Genomic DNA, 19,400 nt, shown 5'->3' on the forward strand with positions numbered 1-19,400 from the left:
GCCAGTTTAAGGCTTCTTCAAAAGGAGGAAGGATTTCAATGATTATTGGAGTTCCCGGAGAAATTAAAAACAACGAAAACCGAGTAGCGTTAACTCCTGGCGGGGTTACACAATTTGCAGCTGCTGGACATAAAGTGATTGTACAAAAGGACGCTGGAATTGGAAGCGGTTTCACTAATGAAGATTATGCTGCTGCCGGTGCAGTCATTGCAGAAGACGTGAAAGACGTCTGGGCTGCTGAAATGGTGATGAAAGTAAAAGAGCCTCTGCCATCTGAATACGGCTTCTTCCGCGAAGGACTAATTCTTTTCACATACTTGCATTTAGCTGCTGAGCCTGCTCTTGCAGAAGCGCTTAAAAACAAAGGGGTTACTGCTATTGCGTACGAAACGGTGTCTGCCGGACGCACATTGCCTCTGCTTACACCAATGAGTGAAGTGGCTGGCCGCATGGCTGCACAAATCGGTGCACAGTTCCTTGAAAAACCTAAAGGCGGAAAAGGCATTCTGCTTGCGGGCGTCCCTGGCGTAAGCCGCGGAAAAGTAACAATCATCGGCGGCGGTGTTGTAGGAACAAACGCTGCGAAAATGGCAATCGGCCTTGGAGCAGACGTAACAATCATCGACCTTAGCGCAGACAGACTGCGTGAACTTGACGACATCTTCGGTAACCAGATCAAAACCTTGATGTCAAACCCTGTGAACATCGCAAACGCAGTTGCAGAAGCTGATCTATTAATCTGCGCGGTGCTGATTCCGGGTGCAAAAGCTCCTACTCTAGTATCTGAAGCGATGGTTCAATCCATGAAACCAGGCTCAGTCATCGTTGACGTTGCCATCGACCAGGGCGGTATCGTAGAAACTGTTGACCACATTACAACTCATGACAATCCAACATACGTTAAACACGGTGTTGTGCACTATGCAGTTGCCAACATGCCAGGAGCTGTTCCAAGAACATCTACGCTCGCTCTTACAAACGTAACCGTGCCTTACGCCCTGCAAATTGCAAACAAAGGCGTCAACAAAGCGATTGCCGAAAACGCAGCTTTGAAAGCCGGCGTAAACGCAGCAAAAGGCGACATCACGTATGAAGCCGTAGCACGCGACCTTGGCTACACTTATGTACCAGTTGATGTAGCTCTTGATAAAGAGATTGCGGTTAATTGATAAAGATGAAACCGGCCTTTTAGGCCGGTTTTTTTGGGTTCTATGAATTCGGCCATGCATTAGTATCCTGTATTTTTGGTGTCTGTTTTTATAGGGATGCATTTTCTCTTTGATACCCGATATTTCCGCACCCCTTTTATATAGGGCAGCATTTTCGGGTTTTGATAACCCATATTTCTCGCATCCATTTTTATAGGGATTCATTCTCCCATTTTAGTACCCCATATTTCCGCATCCCATTTTTATAAGGATGCATCTTCTCTTTTTGATACCCCATATTTCCGCATCCCGTTTTTATAGGGCAGCATTTTCGGGTTTTGATACCCCATATTTCCAGCATCCATTTTTACAAGGATTCATTCTTCCATTTTAGTACCCATATTTCCGCATCCCATTTTTATAAGGATGCATTCTCTCTTTTTGATACCCCATGTTTCCGCATCCCGTTTTTATAGGGTAGCATTTTCGAGTTTTGATACCCTATATTTCCGCATCCCGTTTTTATAAGGATGCATTTTCTTTTTTGCATTAAAAAACGACCCGCTTCTAACACGAGTCGTCCACCGCTTATTTTTCTCCTGCAATATCACAGCCGTCATCGCCGCATACATCGCCTTCTCCGCCCGAAAGGTCCTGCAGCTTTGAAGCAGCCTGTTCTTCTGCCCACACCTTTGCAAGGGCGCCTGAGAAGGTTTCTGTTCGCTGAGCACCTGAAATCGCATACTTATTGTTGATGATAAAATACGGGACCCCGCTGATGCCGTACTGGCGCGCAGCCGCTTCATCTCCGCGGACTTCACCGCTAAAAGCTTCTTTATCGCCCAGGATTTCAAGAGCTTTCTCCCGCTCCATTCCTGATGCTTCGGCGAGATCTGCGAGCACTCCGTGGTCCGAAATGTCTTTTGAGTCCGTGAAGTAAGCTTGGAGCAGCTTCTCTGATATCATTTTCTCTTTGCCTTCTGAAGCAGCGTACTTTGCCAGGCGATGGGCATCGAACGTATTCGCCGGCTTCATATTCTCAAACCGGAAATTAAGGCCTGCGCTTTTCGCCTGACCGGCGACATTGGCGCTTGCCTCTTTTGCCTGTTCAACCGTCATGCCGTACTTGGCAGCAAGCTGTTCATGAATCGTCTGATCCGTTTTCAGGGGAGTATTCGGATCAAGTTCGAATGCTTTAAACTCGACATCCACGTGTTCTTTATGCGGAAAAGACTCAAGTGCCTCTTCCAGCCTTCTTTTCCCTATATAGCAGAATGGGCAGACGTAGTCAGACCAAATCTCAATTTTCATCACAGCACCTCATTTCAAAGATAGTTCTATCGTAGCATAATCATCATAAAAGAGCAGAACTGAAGCATTGACTTTAATCTCCCATTGGATATCTTACCCAAACTGCCCGAAAACATGGTATGGTGAAGAATGAAAGGGGTGCAAAAGATGAATAAAAAAATGCTCCTGCCTTATTTGGCGGCAATCCTGAATGCCTCCATTGTGGGTCTGACCTTCCTGTTTACAAAGCTTGCGCTCGAGGATGCCTCCCCGTCCGATACGCTGTCCTACCGTTTCACCCTTGGTTTTATTGTTCTTATCCTGATCAAGATTATTTTTAAAGTGAAGCTTCCGGCAATCAAAAGCAAAAAAGCCCTTGGCTATTTACTGCTTCTTGCCCTGTTTTACCCAACTATGTTTTTTAGTTTTCAGGCTTTTGGCCTTCTTTATACCACATCTGCTGAAGGCGGTATTCTGATGGCGTTTGCTCCAATTTTGACTGCTCTTCTTGCTGCTTTATTTTTAAAAGAACGAACAAACCTCGTACAGGTGCTGTTTATTTTCATGTCCATTGCCGGGGTTGTCTCCATTTTTTATATGAAAGGCGCGAGCATTCAAACGGGCAGCTATCTCGGCTATCTGCTGCTTTTTATAGCCTGTCTTTCCATTGCAGGCTATACGGTGCTGGCAAGGTTTCTTTCAGTCTCTTATTCTCCCCTGCAGCTGAGCTTTATTATGGTTACGTTCGGCTTTGTCTTTTTTAATGCCTATGCCATTATTCAGCATGCCGCAGCGGGTGATTTGATGACTTATACATCCCTATGGACAAATGTTCCGTTCTTGCTCTATACATGCTTTTTAGGGGTTTTTGCTACTCTTTTGACCTCTTTTCTGTCTAACTATATTCTTTCAAAGCTGCCTGCTTCTCAAATGAGTGTATTTGCAAATCTGTCTACTGTTATTTCCATTGCAGCCGGGGCAATTGTGCTGAACGAAACGATTTATCTTTACCATTGGATTGGCGCTTTTCTCATTATTGCAGGAGTAATCGGCACGAATGCCACTAAAAAAACAGGATCAAAAAGCCGCAGCCTTTAATCCTGTTTTTCCGGAAGGGTAACATGAACCACGGTTCCCTGCCCTTCCTCACTTTCAAACTGAATGTCTCCCTGATGCTCTTCCCTGATAATCTTATAGCAGACTGTCAGCCCGAGCCCTGTGCCCTTCTCCTTGGTTGTATAAAAAGGTTCCCCAAGCTTTTCGAGCCGTGCTCTGCTTAAACCGGTTCCATCGTCTGCTATTGAAATTTGAATCCGTCCGTCAGGAAGTCTTTTAACAGATGCGGCGACTGTGCCTCCGTCCGGCATGGATTCGATTGCATTTTTAATCAGATTAATAAACACTTGTTTTAAATGATTTTTGTAGCCTTGTATCCAGAAAGGTTCAGAAGCCGCAAGCTTAAAGCGGATATCCCTTGTTTCCGCACTGCCTGTCATGAGCGTCATGACATCTTCAATCACCGTTTTCATTTCAACAGAACTCATCGTCTGCATTTGCGGCTTTGCAATCAGCAGCAGCTCTCCGACTACTTCGTTGATTCTGTCGATCTCTTCTGACATGACCCTCAAGTGATCCCGCCTCGCACGAAGACTCTCATCCTCCTGAAGAATCTGGACGAACCCTTTAATAGAAGTCAGGGGATTGCGGATTTCATGGGCAATGCTTGCTGCAAGTTCTCCTACAACACTCATCTTTTCTGACTTTAAAATCAGTTCAGCTTCCCGCTTCTTTTGCGTAACATCGTTCCCTATGCAGAGTATGTACGTTTCGCCTTCCAGCCTGACCGGTATTTTCGTGACTTCGATCCATCTTGTGCCTCCGGTCGAATCAATGGCAAGCTCAGGCTCTGCCCATTTTTCGGTTTCCCATGACAGGATGCGAAGCTCCTCATCCCGGATTTTTTTTATTTGATCCGGCTGGTCATTTAAATCGGAATCTTCTTTTCCAATCAAATCACTTACTTCCCTGCCGTAAAGCTCAGACATCGCTTTATTTGCCAAAACAAACTTCAATTGCTGATTTTTCACATAAATATAGCTTGGATTCAAATCCATCACTTTTATTAGAAAGTCTTTCTGATCGTTCAGATTCCGGTTCATCCTCTGAATCCGCCTAGAATGCATGACAAAATACGCCATAAAAATGATCAGCGTCGAGAGAACTGAACCAAAACTTGATAAAAATAAGGGAAGAACATGATAGCCCGCAAGCACCCCATTTATGAAAACGAACAAGATCGACGTGCAGAAAAAGATGCTGAAGAAACGCACGTCTCTGTCAGCAAGCTGCATCGAAACTCTGATCAGCAGGAGAATGGTGAAAAAAACGGCCGCAATGTTCAGGTAATACGTCCAGTTCAATCCTCCGAACACAGGATAGTAGTGGTCAGGGAAAAAATCATCCTGAATCATTCTCATGCCTGAGATTCCATAAGACGTAAGATTAACAGTAAAAACAAGGGTGCTCCAAAGCATAAAAATACGGAACGTTTTTATGTTAACGATCCTGAACCAGTTTTTTTCAGAAACAAAGTTCTCGTCTTTTAAAAGCAGGTACATGTAATAAAAAACCACCGGCAGGATAAAAATGGAGCCAAAGCGCCCTATTTTAAATAACCATTCGGCTGTTCCGGCTGAAAACAAATCCGTTCCGTACAGGACCGCAACATCTATCTGCCAGATAAACAGCATCATTAAAAAGGATACAATCGCCTTTGAGAGAATGGTTTTTTCATTTATATAAATAATCATCCCAAGAAGCATCGGGATGAGGGACACGAGTCCAAGAATTGTGAAATACATACTGGCGTTCACTCCGGTTTAATTGTGTAAGCATCCTCATTATAGACGATAATCTGCCGGTGCGCGCATTCAATTTATTTTAAGAAAACAAAAAGCACCTGCAGCAGGTGCTTTTTCAGTCCCATGTAAACCTTTCCTCTTTCCATGGATCTCCGTACATGTGATACCCGTTCTTCTCCCAAAATCCAGGGTGATTGTGCTCTGTAAACTGAATAGCGCGCAGCCACTTGGCGCTTTTCCAAAAATACAGGTGAGGAAAAACGGCCCTGAACGGATAGCCGTGCTCAGGTGTAAGCGGTTCTCCGTTATGGGAGTGGGCAAGCAGACTCGTTTCTTTCAGGAAGTCTTCAATTGGAAGGTTTGTGGTCCATCCTTCTTCGGCATGGAGGATACAGTATTTCGCGTTCTCAAGCAGGCCACAGGCTTTAACAAGTTCACCCATCCGAATTCCTTTCCAGACATTATCAAGCTTTGACCAGCCCGTTACGCAGTGAATATCGTTTCCCTGTTCTGACTGAGGCAAGCTCATGAGCTCTTCATATGTAAACTGCTTTGGCTGTTTGACCAGTCCGAAAATCTGAAGATCCCATTTGCTGATGTCCTCGTAATACGGTACATTCCCCGCATGCAGGACTGGAAACGTTGTTGTAACATGCTGATTTGGCGGCACTCTGTCCGGGTCGCCTTTCGATCTTGCCTTGCCAAAATACACCGGGAGACCTCCTTTGTTAACCTTTTAAAAATGAAGTTGACATATTTATGCGTTTTCAGTTACTCTTTAATGGAACATACATAGCATCTATGGGGGATGAGAACATGAAAACAAAATTAAAAGCTTATGATCTGGCGCTTGTCGGGATGTTTGCAGCGCTGATGGCAATCGGCGCAAACCTTACTTCCTTTTTGACTGTGGGAACCGTGCCATTATCGATGCAGCCCTTTTTCTGTATTTTAGCAGGTTTGCTCCTCGGCAGCAGGCTTGGCGCATTATCTATGATTGTCTATGCGCTTATCGGCATTGCAGGTGCACCTGTATTTGCCCAGTTCAGCGGCGGCATCGGCGTGATTTTCGGCAGCACAGGCGGATTTATTCTCTCCTATATTGCGGCGGCATATGCAGCGGGGAAAATTGTTGAAGCAAGCAAAAAAACTGGATTGGGTGTATTCTTTTTATCATCGTTTGCAGGCATCGTACTTATTTATCTAATCGGAACAACCTATATGTATGCAGCTCTTAACTACTGGCTTAATGTGGATATGAGCTACGCAGGAGCATGGGCGGTCATGACATGGTTCATGGTCAAAGACGTCATTTTCACGGCAATCGGAGCGCTCATTGCACCAAGAATTTATCATGCTGTTCATAGAGGCGCAAGAGCAGGGAGACACCGTGCTGCGTGATATATGAAAAGTCATTGTAATAAGCCTGGAGAACTAATCTCCAGGTTTGATATTGTATAAATCTCTGCTCTCAATGGCTGCAATATGAACGAAAAAAGAACGCCAAGGCGTTCTTTTTCTTTCGTATTCTAGTGTCCGCGCCTTTTCATTTCTTATCTTCCTTATTCTCCTCCAAATACTGAGCCTCTTCAGCCTCCGACAGCACACCGGTCGCTTTTCCGATTGTCCCTCCCTGAAGATTCCACACTGCATTATGGTCCCGGTCCGCTTTTGAGTAATCTCCTTCCAGCCATCTGCTTAAAATGTCAAGATACAGATCGGCATGTCCGAACGCAGATCTGTTGCTTTCAATCTGCTTCATTAAATAGAGAATCCGTTCTTCGGTTATTTCAAAATGGATCCATTTATCTTTTGCCTCAACCTTCTGGTGGGACATTCCGTGCAGGTACTTCTGAATTTGATCTTCTGTTACCGTTTCGCTGCCGACCGGAAACGGATTGCTGCTCAAGTCCACTTTTGCAAGCTTGTCTGCATGTTTATCGATCTTGCTGTCTACCTGTTCAGCACTCTGCACAGGTGTTGGATTCATATCGGTAAAAACATAAGCCGCCGCTCCTCCGCACACAAGAACAATGAAAAGAACGCCCGCAAAAATCCGCTTCTGCTTCGTCCACTTCATGACAGCACCCCTCTCATTTTTTCTTGTCTAGTTCGATTTCTCTTCTTCTATCTCCTGCTTCAGATTCAATCCTTGCACAACTAGACAAAATTCGATAAAATCTTACAGTATCATAGATTTCATGTATAAAAGATTCCTGTTTTGGAAAATCCTAAATATGAAATCTCATGAAAGAGGTGAACGTCATGACCGTAATTCAAATGAAGCGCTACTTTTTAAGCGAGCTTGAGCGCGAAACATATGAAAACAAACTGGCTGCCGAAAAGCCTGAGCTCGAAGAAGTCATTCTTGAAATGGATGACGAAGAGCTTGTTCAGCGGATAAACAACTTACCTGTAAAATAGCCAAAAGCCTCCTGCAAGAGCAGGAGGCTTTTTCATGTTATAAAACCATTGCGGCAATCCAGCCGAAGATGATCAGCGGGATATTATAGTGAAGGAATGTAGGTACGACCGTATCCCAAATATGGTTATGCTCACCGTCAGCATTCAAACCTGATGTTGGTCCAAGCGTACTGTCAGATGCAGGAGAACCTGCATCCCCTAATGCACCGGCGGTTCCAACTAAGGCGATTGTCGCCATCGGGCTGAAACCAAGTTCGAGACATAGCGGGACAAAAATGGTAGCGATAATCGGAACAGTTGAGAACGAAGATCCGATCCCCATAGTTACAAGCAAACCGACGAGAAGCATCAGCAATGCAGCAAGTGCCTGGTTTCCGTTAATCAGATCAGCTGACGTTTTTACAAGAGATTCAATATGTCCCGTTTCCTGCATAACAGCTGCAAATCCTCCAGCAGAAAGCATGACAAATCCGATAAATGCCATCATTCTCATGCCCGTTGTCAGCAGTTCATCCGCTTCATTCCACTTCATCGAGCCTGTGGCATAAAGGACGATGATTCCGGCAAGCGCGCCGAAGATCATTCCCTCTACCTCAAGTTTTTGAGACAGGATCAATTGGACGGATAACGAAACGGCAATTGCAAGCACTGCAAATCCAACGCTTTTTTTCGTGTAAAAGGCCGTTTGCTGTCCGGCAACATTCTTCGTTTGATAGATCCGTTTTTTTCTGTATGTGAAAAAAGCAGCGGCTAAACCAATGACCATACCTGCAGATGGAATCAGCATAGCCTGAGGGATATCTTTCAGACTTACCTCAAGTCCGCCTGATGCCATATTCTTTTGAAGAATATCATGGAAAATGGCGCCGAATCCCACTGGAAGCAGCATATAAGGTGTAATCAGTCCAAAAGCAATGACTACTGCAATTAAGCGGCGGTCTACTTCAAGCTGATTAAGAACCTTAAGAAGCGGCGGAATTAAAACAGGGATAAACGCGATATGAACCGGAACCACGTTTTGTGAAAAGATTGAAATAGTCAGGATCACGAAAAGGATAAGTACTTTAGATAGAGATTTCTTTCTCTCTTCTCCTTCTTTGCCGACCAGCTTAATCGCCGCGTCTACCATTGCATCAGGCAATCCTGTTTTTGAAAGAGCTACGGCAAACGCACCGAGCAATGCGTAGCTCAGGGCAACTGTGGCATTGCTGCCAAGACCGCCCGTAAATGTTTCAATTGTTGCTTTCAAATCAAGACCGCCTGTCAATCCGCCGACAAGAGCTCCAGTCACAAGGGCAAAAACAACATTCACCCGCAGCAGGCTCAAAATCAGCATCACAACGACAGCCAAAATCACTGCATTCATCTATAAAACCTCCGAAATCTTTCGCTTTAGTTTGGTAATGTATTAGAGAAATAAATTCAATAGAGATAAAATAACACATTTTCTTTTTTCATGTCAATGTTAAAATTTTATTATATTAGCAGACTAAAGGATTTAGAGGTGTGGAGGGATTTTTGGAAAAAAAAGAGCCGGCAGTATATAACTGCCGGACACTTGAAATTTTATGCTTCAAACCGTTCAACTAAAGCTGCCAGGGTACGCGCCATAACACCTGTGGCGCCCGCAGGACCAAATTCATCCCCTTTGGATGATGTGGCTGTTCCTGCGATATCAAGGTGAACCCAAGGCGTGCCTTCTGCAAATTCACCAATGAATGTGCCTGCCATAATCGCGTGCCCTTCACGTCCTGGAGAATTGTTCAAGTCCGCCATTTTGCTTCCGCGCACTTTTTCAATGTCCTTCTTTGTAATCGGCAGTCTCCAGATTGGCTCGCCGCATTCATGCGAAGCCTCAAGAACCTGCTCAAACAGGGCCTCATCGTTTGTCATGGCTCCAGTGGTGTGAGTGCCAAGGGCGATGATCACTCCTCCTGTAAGAGTCGCCACGTCCACTAAATAGTCTGCTCCGTGGTGCTTGGCATACGTAATGCCATCAGCAAGTACCAGCCTGCCCTCTGCATCTGTATTCAGCACCTCGATTGTTTTTCCGCTTAGTGATACGATGACATCGTCAGGCTTAAACGCATTGCCGCTGATCATGTTGTCTGTTGATGGAATCACGGCCAGTACATTTTGCTCCGGCTTCAGCTTCCCGATGATTTCCATCGCTCCAAGAACGGCAGCCGCTCCGCCCATATCTGTTTTCATGCCGACAATGCCGTCCTTCGGCTTAATCGAGTAGCCTCCGGTATCAAATGTGATGCCCTTGCCGACCAGGCCAATGACATCTTTCCATTCTTCTTTTCCCTGATATTTCAGGACGATCATCTTCGGCGGTTCCTCAGAGCCTTTGTTTACGGCAAGCAGCGCTCCCATTCCAAGCTTCTCCATGTCTTCCTTTTCAAGCACTTCATACTGGAATCCGTATTTCCCCGCAAGATCTACTGAATACTTGGCAAGCTCTGTTGCTGTTAAGATGTTCCCTGGCATGTTGACCAGCGTTCTTGCAGCATTTGTTCCTTCTCCAAAAGCGGAGCCTACTGTCAGACTTGAGCGTATTTCATCTTCATCTGCCTGTGAAATGACTGTGACCTGATGAATGTTCCGCTCGGGTTCGTTTGAACGCTGTTTATAATCCTGAACTTTATATGTAGACAGCGGCAGCACCTCAGCAAGCGCATGTGCGGCCTCATTCCCGTCGACGTTTTCGTTTGTAAACGTATCAAGCCATACAGTGACAGACTGGATTTTAGCCTCCTGAACCGTTCTGAAAACCTTGGCGAAAGCTTCTCTTGATGCATCAAAATCATATTCTTTTTCCTTGCCGAGTCCGACAAAGTAGATTCGCTTTACTGCAAGTTTTCCAAGTGTATGTACTTTGGTAATGGCTTTCTTTTTCGCAGACAGATCTCCTTCTTTGCTGAGCTCTGAAAGCTGCCCGTCAAGCTTCCGGTCAAGTTCGTCAAGAACGCCCGAAAACGGACCGTTTTTATGGAAAAGACCGATTACGATTGTTTCTTCTTCCCAGGATGCATGTGATTTAATATGAAACATCCAAGCACACCTCCATCATATAGTATGTTTTCATTCCTGCTCTTTCAGGTAAAGAAAAAGAGCAGGCAGTTTTGGGAGCCGTCCCGCTTCTTCAAAAGGCACCGACTGCACGTCAGATGGAATGATCTCAAGCGAACGTTCCATAAACTCATTTATTTCCTCAAGGTCGACGCCCCAGTGAAAAGGACGGTAAGGCTGTATGTAGGAATGCCCTGCTTGCATCATCAGCCGTGCTCCTTTAATATTGCCATATTCGTAATGATAAATAGCGACCGTCATCTGAAGAAGCCCTTTTAAAAAAAGGTTATCTTTTTCAGTCAGCCAGATCCATTCAAGCAGATCATGGCACGTATAATAATCGCCTTCATTAAATGAGATAAAAAACTGATAATATTCCATCGGATAAAGAGTCATGAAGCAGGCACACTCCCCTCTGTCCCCATTGTATCAAAGCACAAAAAGTTTTTATACTATTTGAACAAATGACAAAGGATAAGGGCACGAATACATGGAACTATAAATTAGAGCGATACCAGCATACCATCACGAAAACCGAAAGGATGTAAGACTTCATGGAGACATTTCTTAACTTCCCTTTACTGGCTTCTCTTGCAGCCATCTTTTTTGCACAATTTGTAAAAGTGCCCATCACCTACATAGCCACCCGCAAGATTGACTGGTCGCTTATCACAAGCACAGGCGGAATGCCGAGCTCTCACTCTGCAGCAGTAACGGCCCTTGCAACAGGGGTAGCGCTTGACAACGGCCTTGCTTCCTCCCTTTTCGCTATTTCAGCCGTATTTGCAATCATTACGATGTTTGATGCAACTGGAGTACGAAGGCATGCCGGTGAACAGGCAACCGTCCTCAATAAGCTTGTCACCGACTTTAATACATTTGTAGGCGAAGCCAAAAACTGGCCAAAACAAGAAGAACAAAAAAAGCAGGAAAAATTAAAAGAGCTCCTCGGTCATCAGCCGATCGAGGTGTTCTTCGGGGGACTGACAGGCATTCTTCTGACTCTGTTCCTTCATTACCTGATTATCTTATAAAGGAGAGATCGTGTGCGCCTGATTTCAATCTGCCCAAGCAACACAGAACTTGCTGCCTATCTGGGGCTTGCAGATTCCCTTGTAGCCATAGACGACTTTTCAGACTGGCCAGAACGGGTAAATGAACTCCCAAAGCTTGGCCCTGACCTGTCCATAAATATGGACCTTGTTGAACAGCATCAGCCAGATCTGGTTCTTGCATCACTGAGTGTGCCGGGCATGGAAAAAAACATTGAAGAGCTAAAAAAGCGAAACATCCCGCATCTTGTTCTTAATCCGCAGTCATTTAAAGACATTGGCGATGATTTACTTGCAGTCGGAAGAGCAGCGGGAACGGAAAAAAGAGCGGAAGACATTGTTTCCCGGTATCATCAATTCCTGGATGAGTACCGGGAGATCTCAGAAAAAATAAAAGACCGCCCCTCCGTCTATTTTGAGTGGTGGCCGAATCCTATTTTCACACCGGGCAGAGTCAACTGGCTCACAGAAATGTGTGAGCTTGCAGGCGGTACAAACCTATTTAAAGACGTCGATTTAGCAAGCGTCCAAACGGACTGGAGCGATGTAGCGGAGAGAGACCCGGATCATATCTGCCTTGCCTGGGTCGGAGTCAAACAAAGCCGGATGAAAATCTCGCATGTTTTAAAGAGACAGCATGCAGAGAGCGTTGAAGCTGTAAGAGAGAATCGAATTCATCTGCTCGAAGAACAGCTTTATTGCCGGCCTTCCCCCCGCCTGCTGCAAGGGCTTGCGAAGCTTGCCGACATATTGCATCCTGGTGTTTACCCAAAACCGGCAGCACTGGATGATTTGCAATTGCGCATATAACTTTAAGTCCCTGGCCGCGGCCAGGGGTTTTTTAGTGTTGCTGAGTTTCAATCTGTGGAAGAACCTTTAATTGAAGATGGACTAGTGTGAAAGGTCATTACACAACCATATATGATCCTTTAGTGAGAAGAAAACTGTGCTAAGGTTCATTAGTTCGTTTGATATGACCCTTTAGCGCGAGGGAAACTTTGTGAAGGGTCATAAGAGCACAGGATTTAACCCTTCAGCATAAAAAAATCTCTGTGAAGAGTCGTAAGAGCACATGATTTAACCCTTCAGCATAAAAAAACTGTCTGAAGGGTCATAAGTCTCTAACTCTTTGTTTTAGGCTTCATGTATTTTTGACGGAACGCCTGCATGGATCTGTTTTCATTAAGCTCCGTCAGCTGTTTTTCAGTTAACCGTCCGTTTCCTTTTTGGACGATGTATATGTCTAATGTTTTTTTGCCCCAGAGCTCATAGACTTCATCTACCGTGTCGTAGTAGAGGTCAAGCTCATTTCCCTTGATGGCGCCGCCTTTGTCCGCTACGACTCCGAAGCCGTAGTCTGGTATAAAAAGAATGGTGCCAATCGGAAAGACGTTAAGGTCAGCTGCAATTGTAGAATATAAATCTCTTTTCACTTTTACGCCGGAATAAGTGATGCCGTATTCCGGATGTTCGGGATGTTTGCCTGTTGATTCGAAGCCTGCGGTGTATCCGGTAGCTGTGACTTCTTTTTTGGGATAGTGCACCATTTGATCTTCAAGCGATTCTGATGTTTCAACGGCTGCTGAAATGGCTAGTGCCGTTTCTTTGCTTTTTAATGACTTGAATGTAAGTCCTGATTTTTTATAGGGGTGATTTTCAGCCTTTAATCTACCTTCTGCTAATCCGGTCCAGCCCGTTATATCTTTCGCTTCTGCACCTGAAAAAGCCTTGAACGTCGTGCCAAGCGCAAGCAGCAGCATAATAGCCATCAGCAGGCGCCTTATCACTTTTTTCATTTAGTGTTTCACTCCTCTCACTCTCATAATCGTTTCCAATCAGGAAGCGAAATATTCAGAATGAAGAGGAATCCAATTTCTTCTAGTTCCTATATATCAGCGAATAAACATACTAAAAAGACCTGCACGCATCGCACAGATCAGGACTAAAACATTTGATATCCTCTTTTTCGGAGCATGTTAATGACGATTCCGGACACGATGGCTCCGGCAAGACCGCTGGCTAATATCAGGATATCTGCAAGGGCCAATGACGCAAAACGCTGTCCAAGCGAAGATATAGATGAACCGGGAGCTGTGAAGTAGGCCGTGAATTTAACTGAATCTACGATAAAGATGCAGACAATCGGATAAATAATAGCCATGATCCATGACATTCTGAGAAGCATGTTCAGCAAGAAACCGATTCCAAAAAACAAAACAAAAAATAAAAGCATTGAAATAATTAATACAGGCAAAAACAAGTTATCCCCTCCAGTACACCTCTTTTAGTGTACTGAACAAGGGATAACCCGTCAATCTTAAAATCTATGCTGATTTCTTCCCTGTTCCGTTGCAGCAGTCACACGTTTCGGAACCTCCAAGAAGCAGCTGGAAATATCCTTTACCCGAACAATAAGGACACTCTTTCTTTTCGATAACAGATCCATTGATCATCTATATTTCCCTCCCGGTAAAAATCTCTTTTTAGATATTGAAGATACTATATCAGGTTCTTTGTAAAGGATAAAGGAAGAAAATCTGACGAGATTCCCGATGTAAGCGAATACATCAACTTCTTTCTCTCGTTTTCTTAATTTTTCTTATTATTTTGAAAATTATAAAAATAAACGGTAAGCTGTGTATCCAAACTGATTTCCGGGATTCGCCCCGTCCACTTTGTTCAGCATTTTATCAAACGTTTCATCTGCGAATGATTTAAGGAGCAAAGAAGAATCAATATGCTCCCTTAATAGAGCGGGGTGCATAAAGGCTGCTTCATACAGTTCATTTTCCTGAACGGTGATGTCAGAAGAAATGGCCTTCAGTCTGAAAATAATCATGTTGTCGCTGATTTTATCATGGATGACACCAGACCTGATCCCAATCACGCCAAGAACGGCCGTTTCTATCCCTGTCTCTTCTAGGATTTCCCTTGAAACAGCTTCATCCACTGTTTCTCCCTCGTTTACAAAGCCGGCAGGAAAAGACCATTTGCCCTTTAAACCTCCATAACGCTTTTTTACGACAAGCCATTCACCATTCTCATTTTCAACAAGGCCTGAAACGGCAATCCAGACATTTCCCCGTTTGGTTGACATGTAAAAACTCCCCTTCCTTTTGAAAATTCTTTATGTAAAAATCAATTTTCGCGCATAAAAAAAGACAAAAGCATATAGCTCTTGTCTTTAGTTTAATCGATTTCTTAGAAAAACTTAAATTTTCCTTTTTTCACTACAAGACCTGCTCCGCCAACCATTAGAAGAGCACGATTATCAATCATTTTCTTCATGAATGAAGCTTTTGTACCCATTACTTTTTTGCCGAATACCATGCCTACTGCATCGTCTTCGCCAAGAGAAGCTACTGTACCTTTGATATCAGGCTTGAATTCTTCCATCTCGCCCTGGTCGCGGACTGCAACTGAAATGTTCTTAGCCGCTGTGATACCTTGCTGCATAGCAATTTGAGCTGTCGGAGGGTATGGACGGTTGATTTCTTCGTTGATCACAAGAGAGCAGTCCCCGATGATATAGACATCATCATGGCCTGGTGCTCTAAGGTAAGAGTCAACTTTTACGCGGCCGCGCATGTTTTCAAATCCAGCTTCTTCTACGATGCTGTTTCCGCGTACGCCTGCTGCCCAAACAACTGTGTCAGCTTTGATTTCTTCCATTACATCGTCTTTTGCAACGATAATGCCGTCTTCAACACATTCTTTAATCGCAGTGCCGATTTTAAATTCAACACCTTTGCGCTCAAGATGGTTTACAGCATACTCGACAAGCTCTGGATCAAATCCAGGAAGAGCTGTTGGAGCAGCCTCTACGCAGATGATGCGCACTTTCTTATGATCAACATCGTACTCGCGGCAAAGCTCAGGAACACGGTTTGCAAGCTCTCCAAGGAACTCGATGCCAGTGAAGCCTGCTCCGCCGACAACAATCGCAAGACGCTGGTCGCGTTTTACTTCTTCTGTGTTGTAAGTAGCAAATTGATATTCGATGTGCTCGCGCAATTGACGTGCAGCATTAATATTTGTGATGCCGAATGCATATTCTTTAAGACCTTTGATTCCAAATGTTTCAGGGTGTGAACCAAGAGAAATAACAAGATAGTCATACTCAAGCTCACCATTTGAAAGGACAATTTTCTTCTCATCTTTGTTGATTGATACAACTGTATCTTTCACAAATTTCACGCGGCTGTTATCGATGACATCTTTTACTTGGTATCTTGCTTTGTCATGATGCAGCGTACCAGCTGATGCCTCGTGAAGCCATGTTGTTTCATAATGATAATCGTTTTTGTTCACCAGTGTAAGATCTGCTTCATTCACACCGATCATTTTTTGAAGACGCGTAACTGCCATTAATCCGCCGTAACCTGCACCTAGTACTACTATTTTGGGCTTTCTCAACCGAATCACATCCACCTTTTTTGATTTTTTTGCTGTGAAGGATAGAATAATGTCTATATTCCTTATCTTCCTCCGCTTTACAGCTTTTTATTTTGTTTTCCGCAAAAAAGTTTGTGAAAATGTTCACTTAACTTTTCAGAAAGAAGCAAATAATTAAATATGATAGAAATAATGCCTATATTCCATAATAGCACCTGTACTGATTTTTTCAAGACCAAATTAAAGGATTAAAAACGTTAAGAATTTTACAAAAATAAAAACATTCTCTATAATAATCATAATCAATCTGTGAATGACTCTTTCGCTCATCCGGCTGCAGGCTAAAATGACGAACGAGTGACAATATGTTAACATTAAGAATCATTATCAATTACAAATGGGGGTTATCTTTGTGAAGGAAGACACAAAAGTATACGACATCACGATTATCGGAGGCGGACCGGTAGGATTGTTCACTGCATTCTACGGCGGCATGCGCCAGGCATCAGTTAAAATTATTGAGAGCTTACCGCAGCTTGGAGGACAGCTTTCTGCCCTTTATCCTGAAAAATACATATATGATGTAGCGGGATTCCCAAAAGTCCGCGCTCAGGAACTTGTCAACAATCTAAAAGAACAAATGGCTCAATTTGAACCAACGATTTGTCTTGAACAGGCAGTTGCCGATGTTGAAAAACAGGCAGACGGTGTTTTCAAACTGACAACCGATCAAGAAGTTCATTATTCTAAAACCATCATCATCACTGCCGGAAACGGTGCTTTCCAGCCGCGTAAAATCGAGCTTGAAGAAGCGGCTTCGTTTGAAAAATCAAACCTTCACTATTTCATCGATGACCTGAATCAGTTTGCAGGACAGCGCGTACTCGTATGCGGAGGCGGAGACTCAGCAGTTGACTGGTCACTGATGCTTGAACCGATTGCAGAAAAAGTGACCCTTGTCCACAGACGAGATAAATTCCGCGCCCACGAGCACAGTGTAGAAAATCTAAACAACTCGAAAGTTCAAATCCTGACTCCTTTCATTCCAACTGAACTGACAGGAACAGACAAGATTGAACAGGTTGTTTTAGAAGAAGTAAAAGGCGACCACAAAGAAGTCTTGGACGTTGATGCTGTCATCGTAAACTTCGGATTTGTTTCCTCTCTTGGACCAATTAAAAACTGGGGACTTGAAATCGAAAAGAACTCCATCCTCGTAAACAGCAAAATGGAGACAAATGTTGAAGGCATTTATGCTGCAGGAGATATCTGCACATACGAAGGAAAAGTCAAGCTGATTGCAAGCGGATTTGGAGAAGCTCCAACTGCCGTCAACAATGCAAAAGCCTATATGGATCCAAAAGCAAGAGTGCAGCCGCTTCACAGCACAAGCTTGTTTGAAAAATAAGTGAAACAATGAAGAATGCAGAGAAATTGTTTATGTCTCTGCATTCTTTTTTTATTTGCGTTAATTTTTTTGATTTCATCCAGAAAAAACGATCAATTCTGCTGCCTGGAAAGTTCGTTTTTCTGCTAATCCTTCTTTTCACTTCCAAGATTGCCCTTTTTACAACCAACTTTTCCCGCTTTACTGCCAACTCTTTCTGAATTACTGCCAACTCTTCCTTTTTAACAACCAACCACTTCATTTTTCTCTATATAAATCACTGCCAGTATTGGCTGTAGGGGTTATAAAAATACGGCTGCGGCTGCTGATAACGCTGGCCGTCAAACTGCATCATGCCCTGATCTGATCCGGGCATCTGGCCAAACGGACTTCCCTGGCCTCCCTGCATGCCTCCGCCCTGGCCCATTCCAGGCATTTGGCCGAACGGACTCTGCTGACCTCCCTGCATGCCTCCGCCCTGACCCATTCCAGGCATCTGACCAGGCGATCCACCTTGACCTCCCTGCATGCCTCCGCCCTGACCCATTCCAGGCATTTGGCCGAACGGACTCTGTTGGCCTCCTTGGCCTCCTCCGCCCTGACCCATTCCAGGCATCTGACCAGGCGATCCACCTTGACCGCCTTGTGAGCCACCGTTCTGACCCATTCCAGGCATCTCGCCAAATGGGCTCTGTCCGCCTCCGGAACCGCCATTTTGGCCTCCTGTTCCGCCGTTCTGGCCTCCTCCAGTTCCCCCTTGGCCGCCTGAACCGCCGTTTTGTCCGCCTCCGGATCCGCCATTTTGGCCTTCCGTTCCGCCGTTCTGACCGCCAGATCCTTCTTGACCGCCGTTCTGGCCGCCTTCTGAAGAGCCTTCCTGCTGCTCCTGCTCTTCCTGGGCGCCTCCATTTTGCCCTTCGCCTTCAGCCTTTGGAGGTTTCTCCATCACTTTAAACGATTTTATATCGCTGACGTTTACTCTGCTTGTCGTTAAAGCCGGAAAAGACAGGATATACGCATCTCCTGACTCTTTGTCTAAGTAAAATATAAAGGCCTCTTTTTCAGCATCATTTGAAAATGTGAACTTTCCCCATTTATACAGACCTTCATTTAATTCGTCTGTCGAATTCAGACGGTAAGAATAATAGCCGTGATACGGCGTATATGGATGATAATACATACTTTGCTCTGCCCCCTTATCGTTTTCACACCCATACTATATGCCGGGTTTTTGTCCAGTGTCAGAGAAAAGAAACAGGGGTTATTATGTAAAACAAGCAAAAAAAAGACATTCCCCTGTCGTTACAGGGAAATGTCCTTTTATCAGCACTCCTCAGGAGTACCAGTATTCGTTGCTGTTCTGAAAGAAGAACCGCAGCCGCATGAAGCAATGGCATTCGGATTGTCGATCGTAAAGCCGCCGCCCATCAGCGACTCTTTAAAATCGATAATCGTGCCTTTCAGGATTGCCGTGCTCTCCTTGTCTACGACAACTTTGATGCCGTGAAGCTCAAATTGCGTGTCATCTTCGCCCGGCTCCTGTTCAAAGCCCATTCCGTAAGAAAGCCCGCTGCATCCGCCGCCTTTAACGCCTACGCGCAGATAAGCCTGCTCCTCACCGTTTTCTTTCATCATGTCTTTTATTTGAAAAGCTGCTGCTTCCGTAATAGTTACTAAATCACTCATCTTTATTCCTCCTTTGCCGATTATCCAAAGGCTATGCTACCAGTATACCGAATCCGAAAGGAAGTCTCAAATGATTCAGCCT

General features: G+C 44.5%; 20 protein-coding genes and 1 pseudogene. 7 read left to right on the plus strand and 14 right to left on the minus strand.

The annotated features are described in order from the left end of the window. Positions 1-38 precede the first annotated feature (38 nt). Positions 39-1,169: an alanine dehydrogenase gene (gene ald / locus JOJ89_RS17675; RefSeq protein ID WP_029284106.1), complete on the plus strand. Its 1,131-nt coding sequence runs from the start codon at positions 39-41 to the stop codon at positions 1,167-1,169. 567 nt (positions 1,170-1,736) lie between these two features. Here the strand turns inward: ald and JOJ89_RS17680 are convergent. Beyond that, on the minus strand, positions 1,737-2,459 hold the full coding sequence (locus tag JOJ89_RS17680; RefSeq protein WP_029566646.1) for a DsbA family oxidoreductase: 723 nt from the start codon (positions 2,457-2,459) through the stop codon (positions 1,737-1,739). 147 nt (positions 2,460-2,606) lie between these two features. Here JOJ89_RS17680 and JOJ89_RS17685 point away from each other — a divergent pair, with 147 nt between their 5' ends. Continuing rightward, positions 2,607-3,536 (plus strand): DMT family transporter, encoded by a 930-nt coding sequence (locus tag JOJ89_RS17685; RefSeq protein ID WP_029566647.1) that lies wholly within the window; start codon positions 2,607-2,609, stop codon positions 3,534-3,536. Here the strand turns inward: JOJ89_RS17685 and JOJ89_RS17690 are convergent. Both JOJ89_RS17690 and JOJ89_RS17695 read right to left on the minus strand, forming a co-directional pair. Next, positions 3,533-5,299: an ATP-binding protein gene (locus tag JOJ89_RS17690; protein WP_029284113.1), complete on the minus strand. Its 1,767-nt coding sequence runs from the start codon at positions 5,297-5,299 to the stop codon at positions 3,533-3,535. The genes JOJ89_RS17685 and JOJ89_RS17690 overlap by 4 nt on opposite strands. 115 nt (positions 5,300-5,414) lie before the next feature. Continuing rightward, a complete protein-coding gene (locus JOJ89_RS17695) occupies positions 5,415-6,011 on the minus strand; it encodes a sulfite oxidase-like oxidoreductase (RefSeq protein WP_203288712.1) in 597 nt (198 codons plus the stop codon). Between the two features lie 104 nt (positions 6,012-6,115). On the opposite strand from JOJ89_RS17695, the gene JOJ89_RS17700 reads away from it, so the two are divergent. Beyond that, entirely contained in the window at positions 6,116-6,700 is a 585-nt protein-coding gene (locus JOJ89_RS17700) for a biotin transporter BioY (RefSeq protein ID WP_203288714.1), read from the plus strand. 145 nt (positions 6,701-6,845) lie between these two features. Here JOJ89_RS17700 and JOJ89_RS17705 read toward each other — a convergent pair whose 3' ends face one another. Further along, a complete protein-coding gene (locus JOJ89_RS17705) occupies positions 6,846-7,379 on the minus strand; it encodes a DUF6241 domain-containing protein (protein ID WP_203288716.1) in 534 nt (177 codons plus the stop codon). Positions 7,380-7,564: 185 nt separating this feature from the next. Here JOJ89_RS17705 and JOJ89_RS17710 point away from each other — a divergent pair, with 185 nt between their 5' ends. Beyond that, entirely contained in the window at positions 7,565-7,723 is a 159-nt protein-coding gene (locus JOJ89_RS17710) for a hypothetical protein (RefSeq protein ID WP_158001665.1), read from the plus strand. Positions 7,724-7,760: 37 nt separating this feature from the next. On the opposite strand, the gene JOJ89_RS17715 is transcribed toward JOJ89_RS17710, so the two are convergent. From JOJ89_RS17715 to JOJ89_RS17725, 3 genes are all read right to left on the minus strand, one after another. Beyond that, on the minus strand, positions 7,761-9,089 hold the full coding sequence (locus JOJ89_RS17715; protein WP_203288718.1) for a Na+/H+ antiporter family protein: 1,329 nt from the start codon (positions 9,087-9,089) through the stop codon (positions 7,761-7,763). A gap of 200 nt (positions 9,090-9,289) precedes the next feature. Further along, entirely contained in the window at positions 9,290-10,780 is a 1,491-nt protein-coding gene (locus tag JOJ89_RS17720) for a leucyl aminopeptidase (protein WP_203288720.1), read from the minus strand. A gap of 30 nt (positions 10,781-10,810) precedes the next feature. After that, a complete protein-coding gene (locus tag JOJ89_RS17725; RefSeq protein WP_203288722.1) occupies positions 10,811-11,194 on the minus strand; it encodes a DUF309 domain-containing protein in 384 nt (127 codons plus the stop codon). 158 nt (positions 11,195-11,352) lie between these two features. Between JOJ89_RS17725 and JOJ89_RS17730 the strand changes: the two genes are divergently transcribed. Further along, the gene (locus JOJ89_RS17730; RefSeq protein WP_029284126.1) at positions 11,353-11,832 is read left to right on the plus strand and encodes a divergent PAP2 family protein; all 480 of its coding nucleotides are present in this window, start codon (positions 11,353-11,355) and stop codon (positions 11,830-11,832) included. Between the two features lie 12 nt (positions 11,833-11,844). Then, positions 11,845-12,660 (plus strand): cobalamin-binding protein, encoded by an 816-nt coding sequence (locus tag JOJ89_RS17735; protein WP_203288724.1) that lies wholly within the window; start codon positions 11,845-11,847, stop codon positions 12,658-12,660. Positions 12,661-12,971: 311 nt separating this feature from the next. Here the strand turns inward: JOJ89_RS17735 and JOJ89_RS17740 are convergent, their stop codons facing one another. From JOJ89_RS17740 to JOJ89_RS17760, 5 genes and pseudogenes are all read right to left on the minus strand, one after another. Beyond that, entirely contained in the window at positions 12,972-13,646 is a 675-nt protein-coding gene (locus tag JOJ89_RS17740) for a 3D domain-containing protein (protein WP_203288726.1), read from the minus strand. A 146-nt stretch (positions 13,647-13,792) separates the two neighbouring features. Next, positions 13,793-14,083 carry a YuiB family protein gene (locus JOJ89_RS17745; RefSeq protein WP_029566651.1) on the minus strand — a complete coding sequence of 97 codons (291 nt, stop codon included), beginning with the start codon at positions 14,081-14,083 and terminating at the stop codon, positions 13,793-13,795. A gap of 91 nt (positions 14,084-14,174) precedes the next feature. After that, positions 14,175-14,303, minus strand: coding sequence for a YuiA family protein (locus JOJ89_RS17750; protein WP_158001666.1), 129 nt, complete (start codon positions 14,301-14,303; stop codon positions 14,175-14,177). A gap of 301 nt (positions 14,304-14,604) precedes the next feature. Then, positions 14,605-14,947: pseudogene (locus JOJ89_RS17755) on the minus strand (NUDIX domain-containing protein); the annotation flags it as partial. 104 nt (positions 14,948-15,051) lie between these two features. Next, the gene (locus JOJ89_RS17760) at positions 15,052-16,275 is read right to left on the minus strand and encodes an NAD(P)/FAD-dependent oxidoreductase (protein WP_029284136.1); all 1,224 of its coding nucleotides are present in this window, start codon (positions 16,273-16,275) and stop codon (positions 15,052-15,054) included. A 382-nt stretch (positions 16,276-16,657) separates the two neighbouring features. Here JOJ89_RS17760 and yumC point away from each other — a divergent pair, with 382 nt between their 5' ends. Further along, on the plus strand, positions 16,658-17,653 hold the full coding sequence (gene yumC / locus JOJ89_RS17765) for a ferredoxin--NADP reductase 2 (RefSeq protein WP_203288730.1): 996 nt from the start codon (positions 16,658-16,660) through the stop codon (positions 17,651-17,653). Positions 17,654-17,909: 256 nt separating this feature from the next. Here yumC and JOJ89_RS17770 read toward each other — a convergent pair whose 3' ends face one another. Both JOJ89_RS17770 and JOJ89_RS17775 read right to left on the minus strand, forming a co-directional pair. After that, positions 17,910-18,812, minus strand: coding sequence for a hypothetical protein (locus tag JOJ89_RS17770; protein ID WP_203288732.1), 903 nt, complete (start codon positions 18,810-18,812; stop codon positions 17,910-17,912). 143 nt (positions 18,813-18,955) lie between these two features. Further along, positions 18,956-19,318 carry a HesB/IscA family protein gene (locus tag JOJ89_RS17775; protein WP_029284144.1) on the minus strand — a complete coding sequence of 121 codons (363 nt, stop codon included), beginning with the start codon at positions 19,316-19,318 and terminating at the stop codon, positions 18,956-18,958. Positions 19,319-19,400: the final 82 nt, after the last annotated feature.

The sequence above is a fragment of the Metabacillus sp. cB07 genome, assembly GCF_016839225.1.
GTDB classification, from domain to species: Bacteria; Bacillota; Bacilli; order Bacillales; family Bacillaceae; genus Bacillus_P; species Bacillus_P indicus.

Excerpts from the sequence above, each read along its gene's own strand:
- JOJ89_RS17730 (WP_029284126.1), top strand. The coding sequence starts at position 11,353 with ATGGAGACATTTCTTAACTTCCCTTTACTGGCTTCTCTTGCAGCCATC.
- JOJ89_RS17705 (WP_203288716.1), bottom strand. The coding sequence starts at position 7,379 with ATGAAGTGGACGAAGCAGAAGCGGATTTTTGCGGGCGTTCTTTTCATT.
- JOJ89_RS17685 (WP_029566647.1), top strand. The coding sequence starts at position 2,607 with ATGAATAAAAAAATGCTCCTGCCTTATTTGGCGGCAATCCTGAATGCC.
- JOJ89_RS17775 (WP_029284144.1), bottom strand. The coding sequence starts at position 19,318 with ATGAGTGATTTAGTAACTATTACGGAAGCAGCAGCTTTTCAAATAAAA.
- JOJ89_RS17690 (WP_029284113.1), bottom strand. The coding sequence starts at position 5,299 with ATGTATTTCACAATTCTTGGACTCGTGTCCCTCATCCCGATGCTTCTT.
- JOJ89_RS17750 (WP_158001666.1), bottom strand. The coding sequence starts at position 14,303 with ATGATCAATGGATCTGTTATCGAAAAGAAAGAGTGTCCTTATTGTTCG.
- JOJ89_RS17710 (WP_158001665.1), top strand. The coding sequence starts at position 7,565 with ATGACCGTAATTCAAATGAAGCGCTACTTTTTAAGCGAGCTTGAGCGC.
- ald (WP_029284106.1), top strand. The coding sequence starts at position 39 with ATGATTATTGGAGTTCCCGGAGAAATTAAAAACAACGAAAACCGAGTA.
- JOJ89_RS17740 (WP_203288726.1), bottom strand. The coding sequence starts at position 13,646 with ATGAAAAAAGTGATAAGGCGCCTGCTGATGGCTATTATGCTGCTGCTT.
- JOJ89_RS17700 (WP_203288714.1), top strand. The coding sequence starts at position 6,116 with ATGAAAACAAAATTAAAAGCTTATGATCTGGCGCTTGTCGGGATGTTT.
- JOJ89_RS17725 (WP_203288722.1), bottom strand. The coding sequence starts at position 11,194 with ATGACTCTTTATCCGATGGAATATTATCAGTTTTTTATCTCATTTAAT.
- JOJ89_RS17720 (WP_203288720.1), bottom strand. The coding sequence starts at position 10,780 with ATGTTTCATATTAAATCACATGCATCCTGGGAAGAAGAAACAATCGTA.
- JOJ89_RS17715 (WP_203288718.1), bottom strand. The coding sequence starts at position 9,089 with ATGAATGCAGTGATTTTGGCTGTCGTTGTGATGCTGATTTTGAGCCTG.
- JOJ89_RS17770 (WP_203288732.1), bottom strand. The coding sequence starts at position 18,812 with ATGTATTATCATCCATATACGCCGTATCACGGCTATTATTCTTACCGT.
- JOJ89_RS17745 (WP_029566651.1), bottom strand. The coding sequence starts at position 14,083 with ATGCTTTTATTTTTTGTTTTGTTTTTTGGAATCGGTTTCTTGCTGAAC.
- JOJ89_RS17680 (WP_029566646.1), bottom strand. The coding sequence starts at position 2,459 with ATGAAAATTGAGATTTGGTCTGACTACGTCTGCCCATTCTGCTATATA.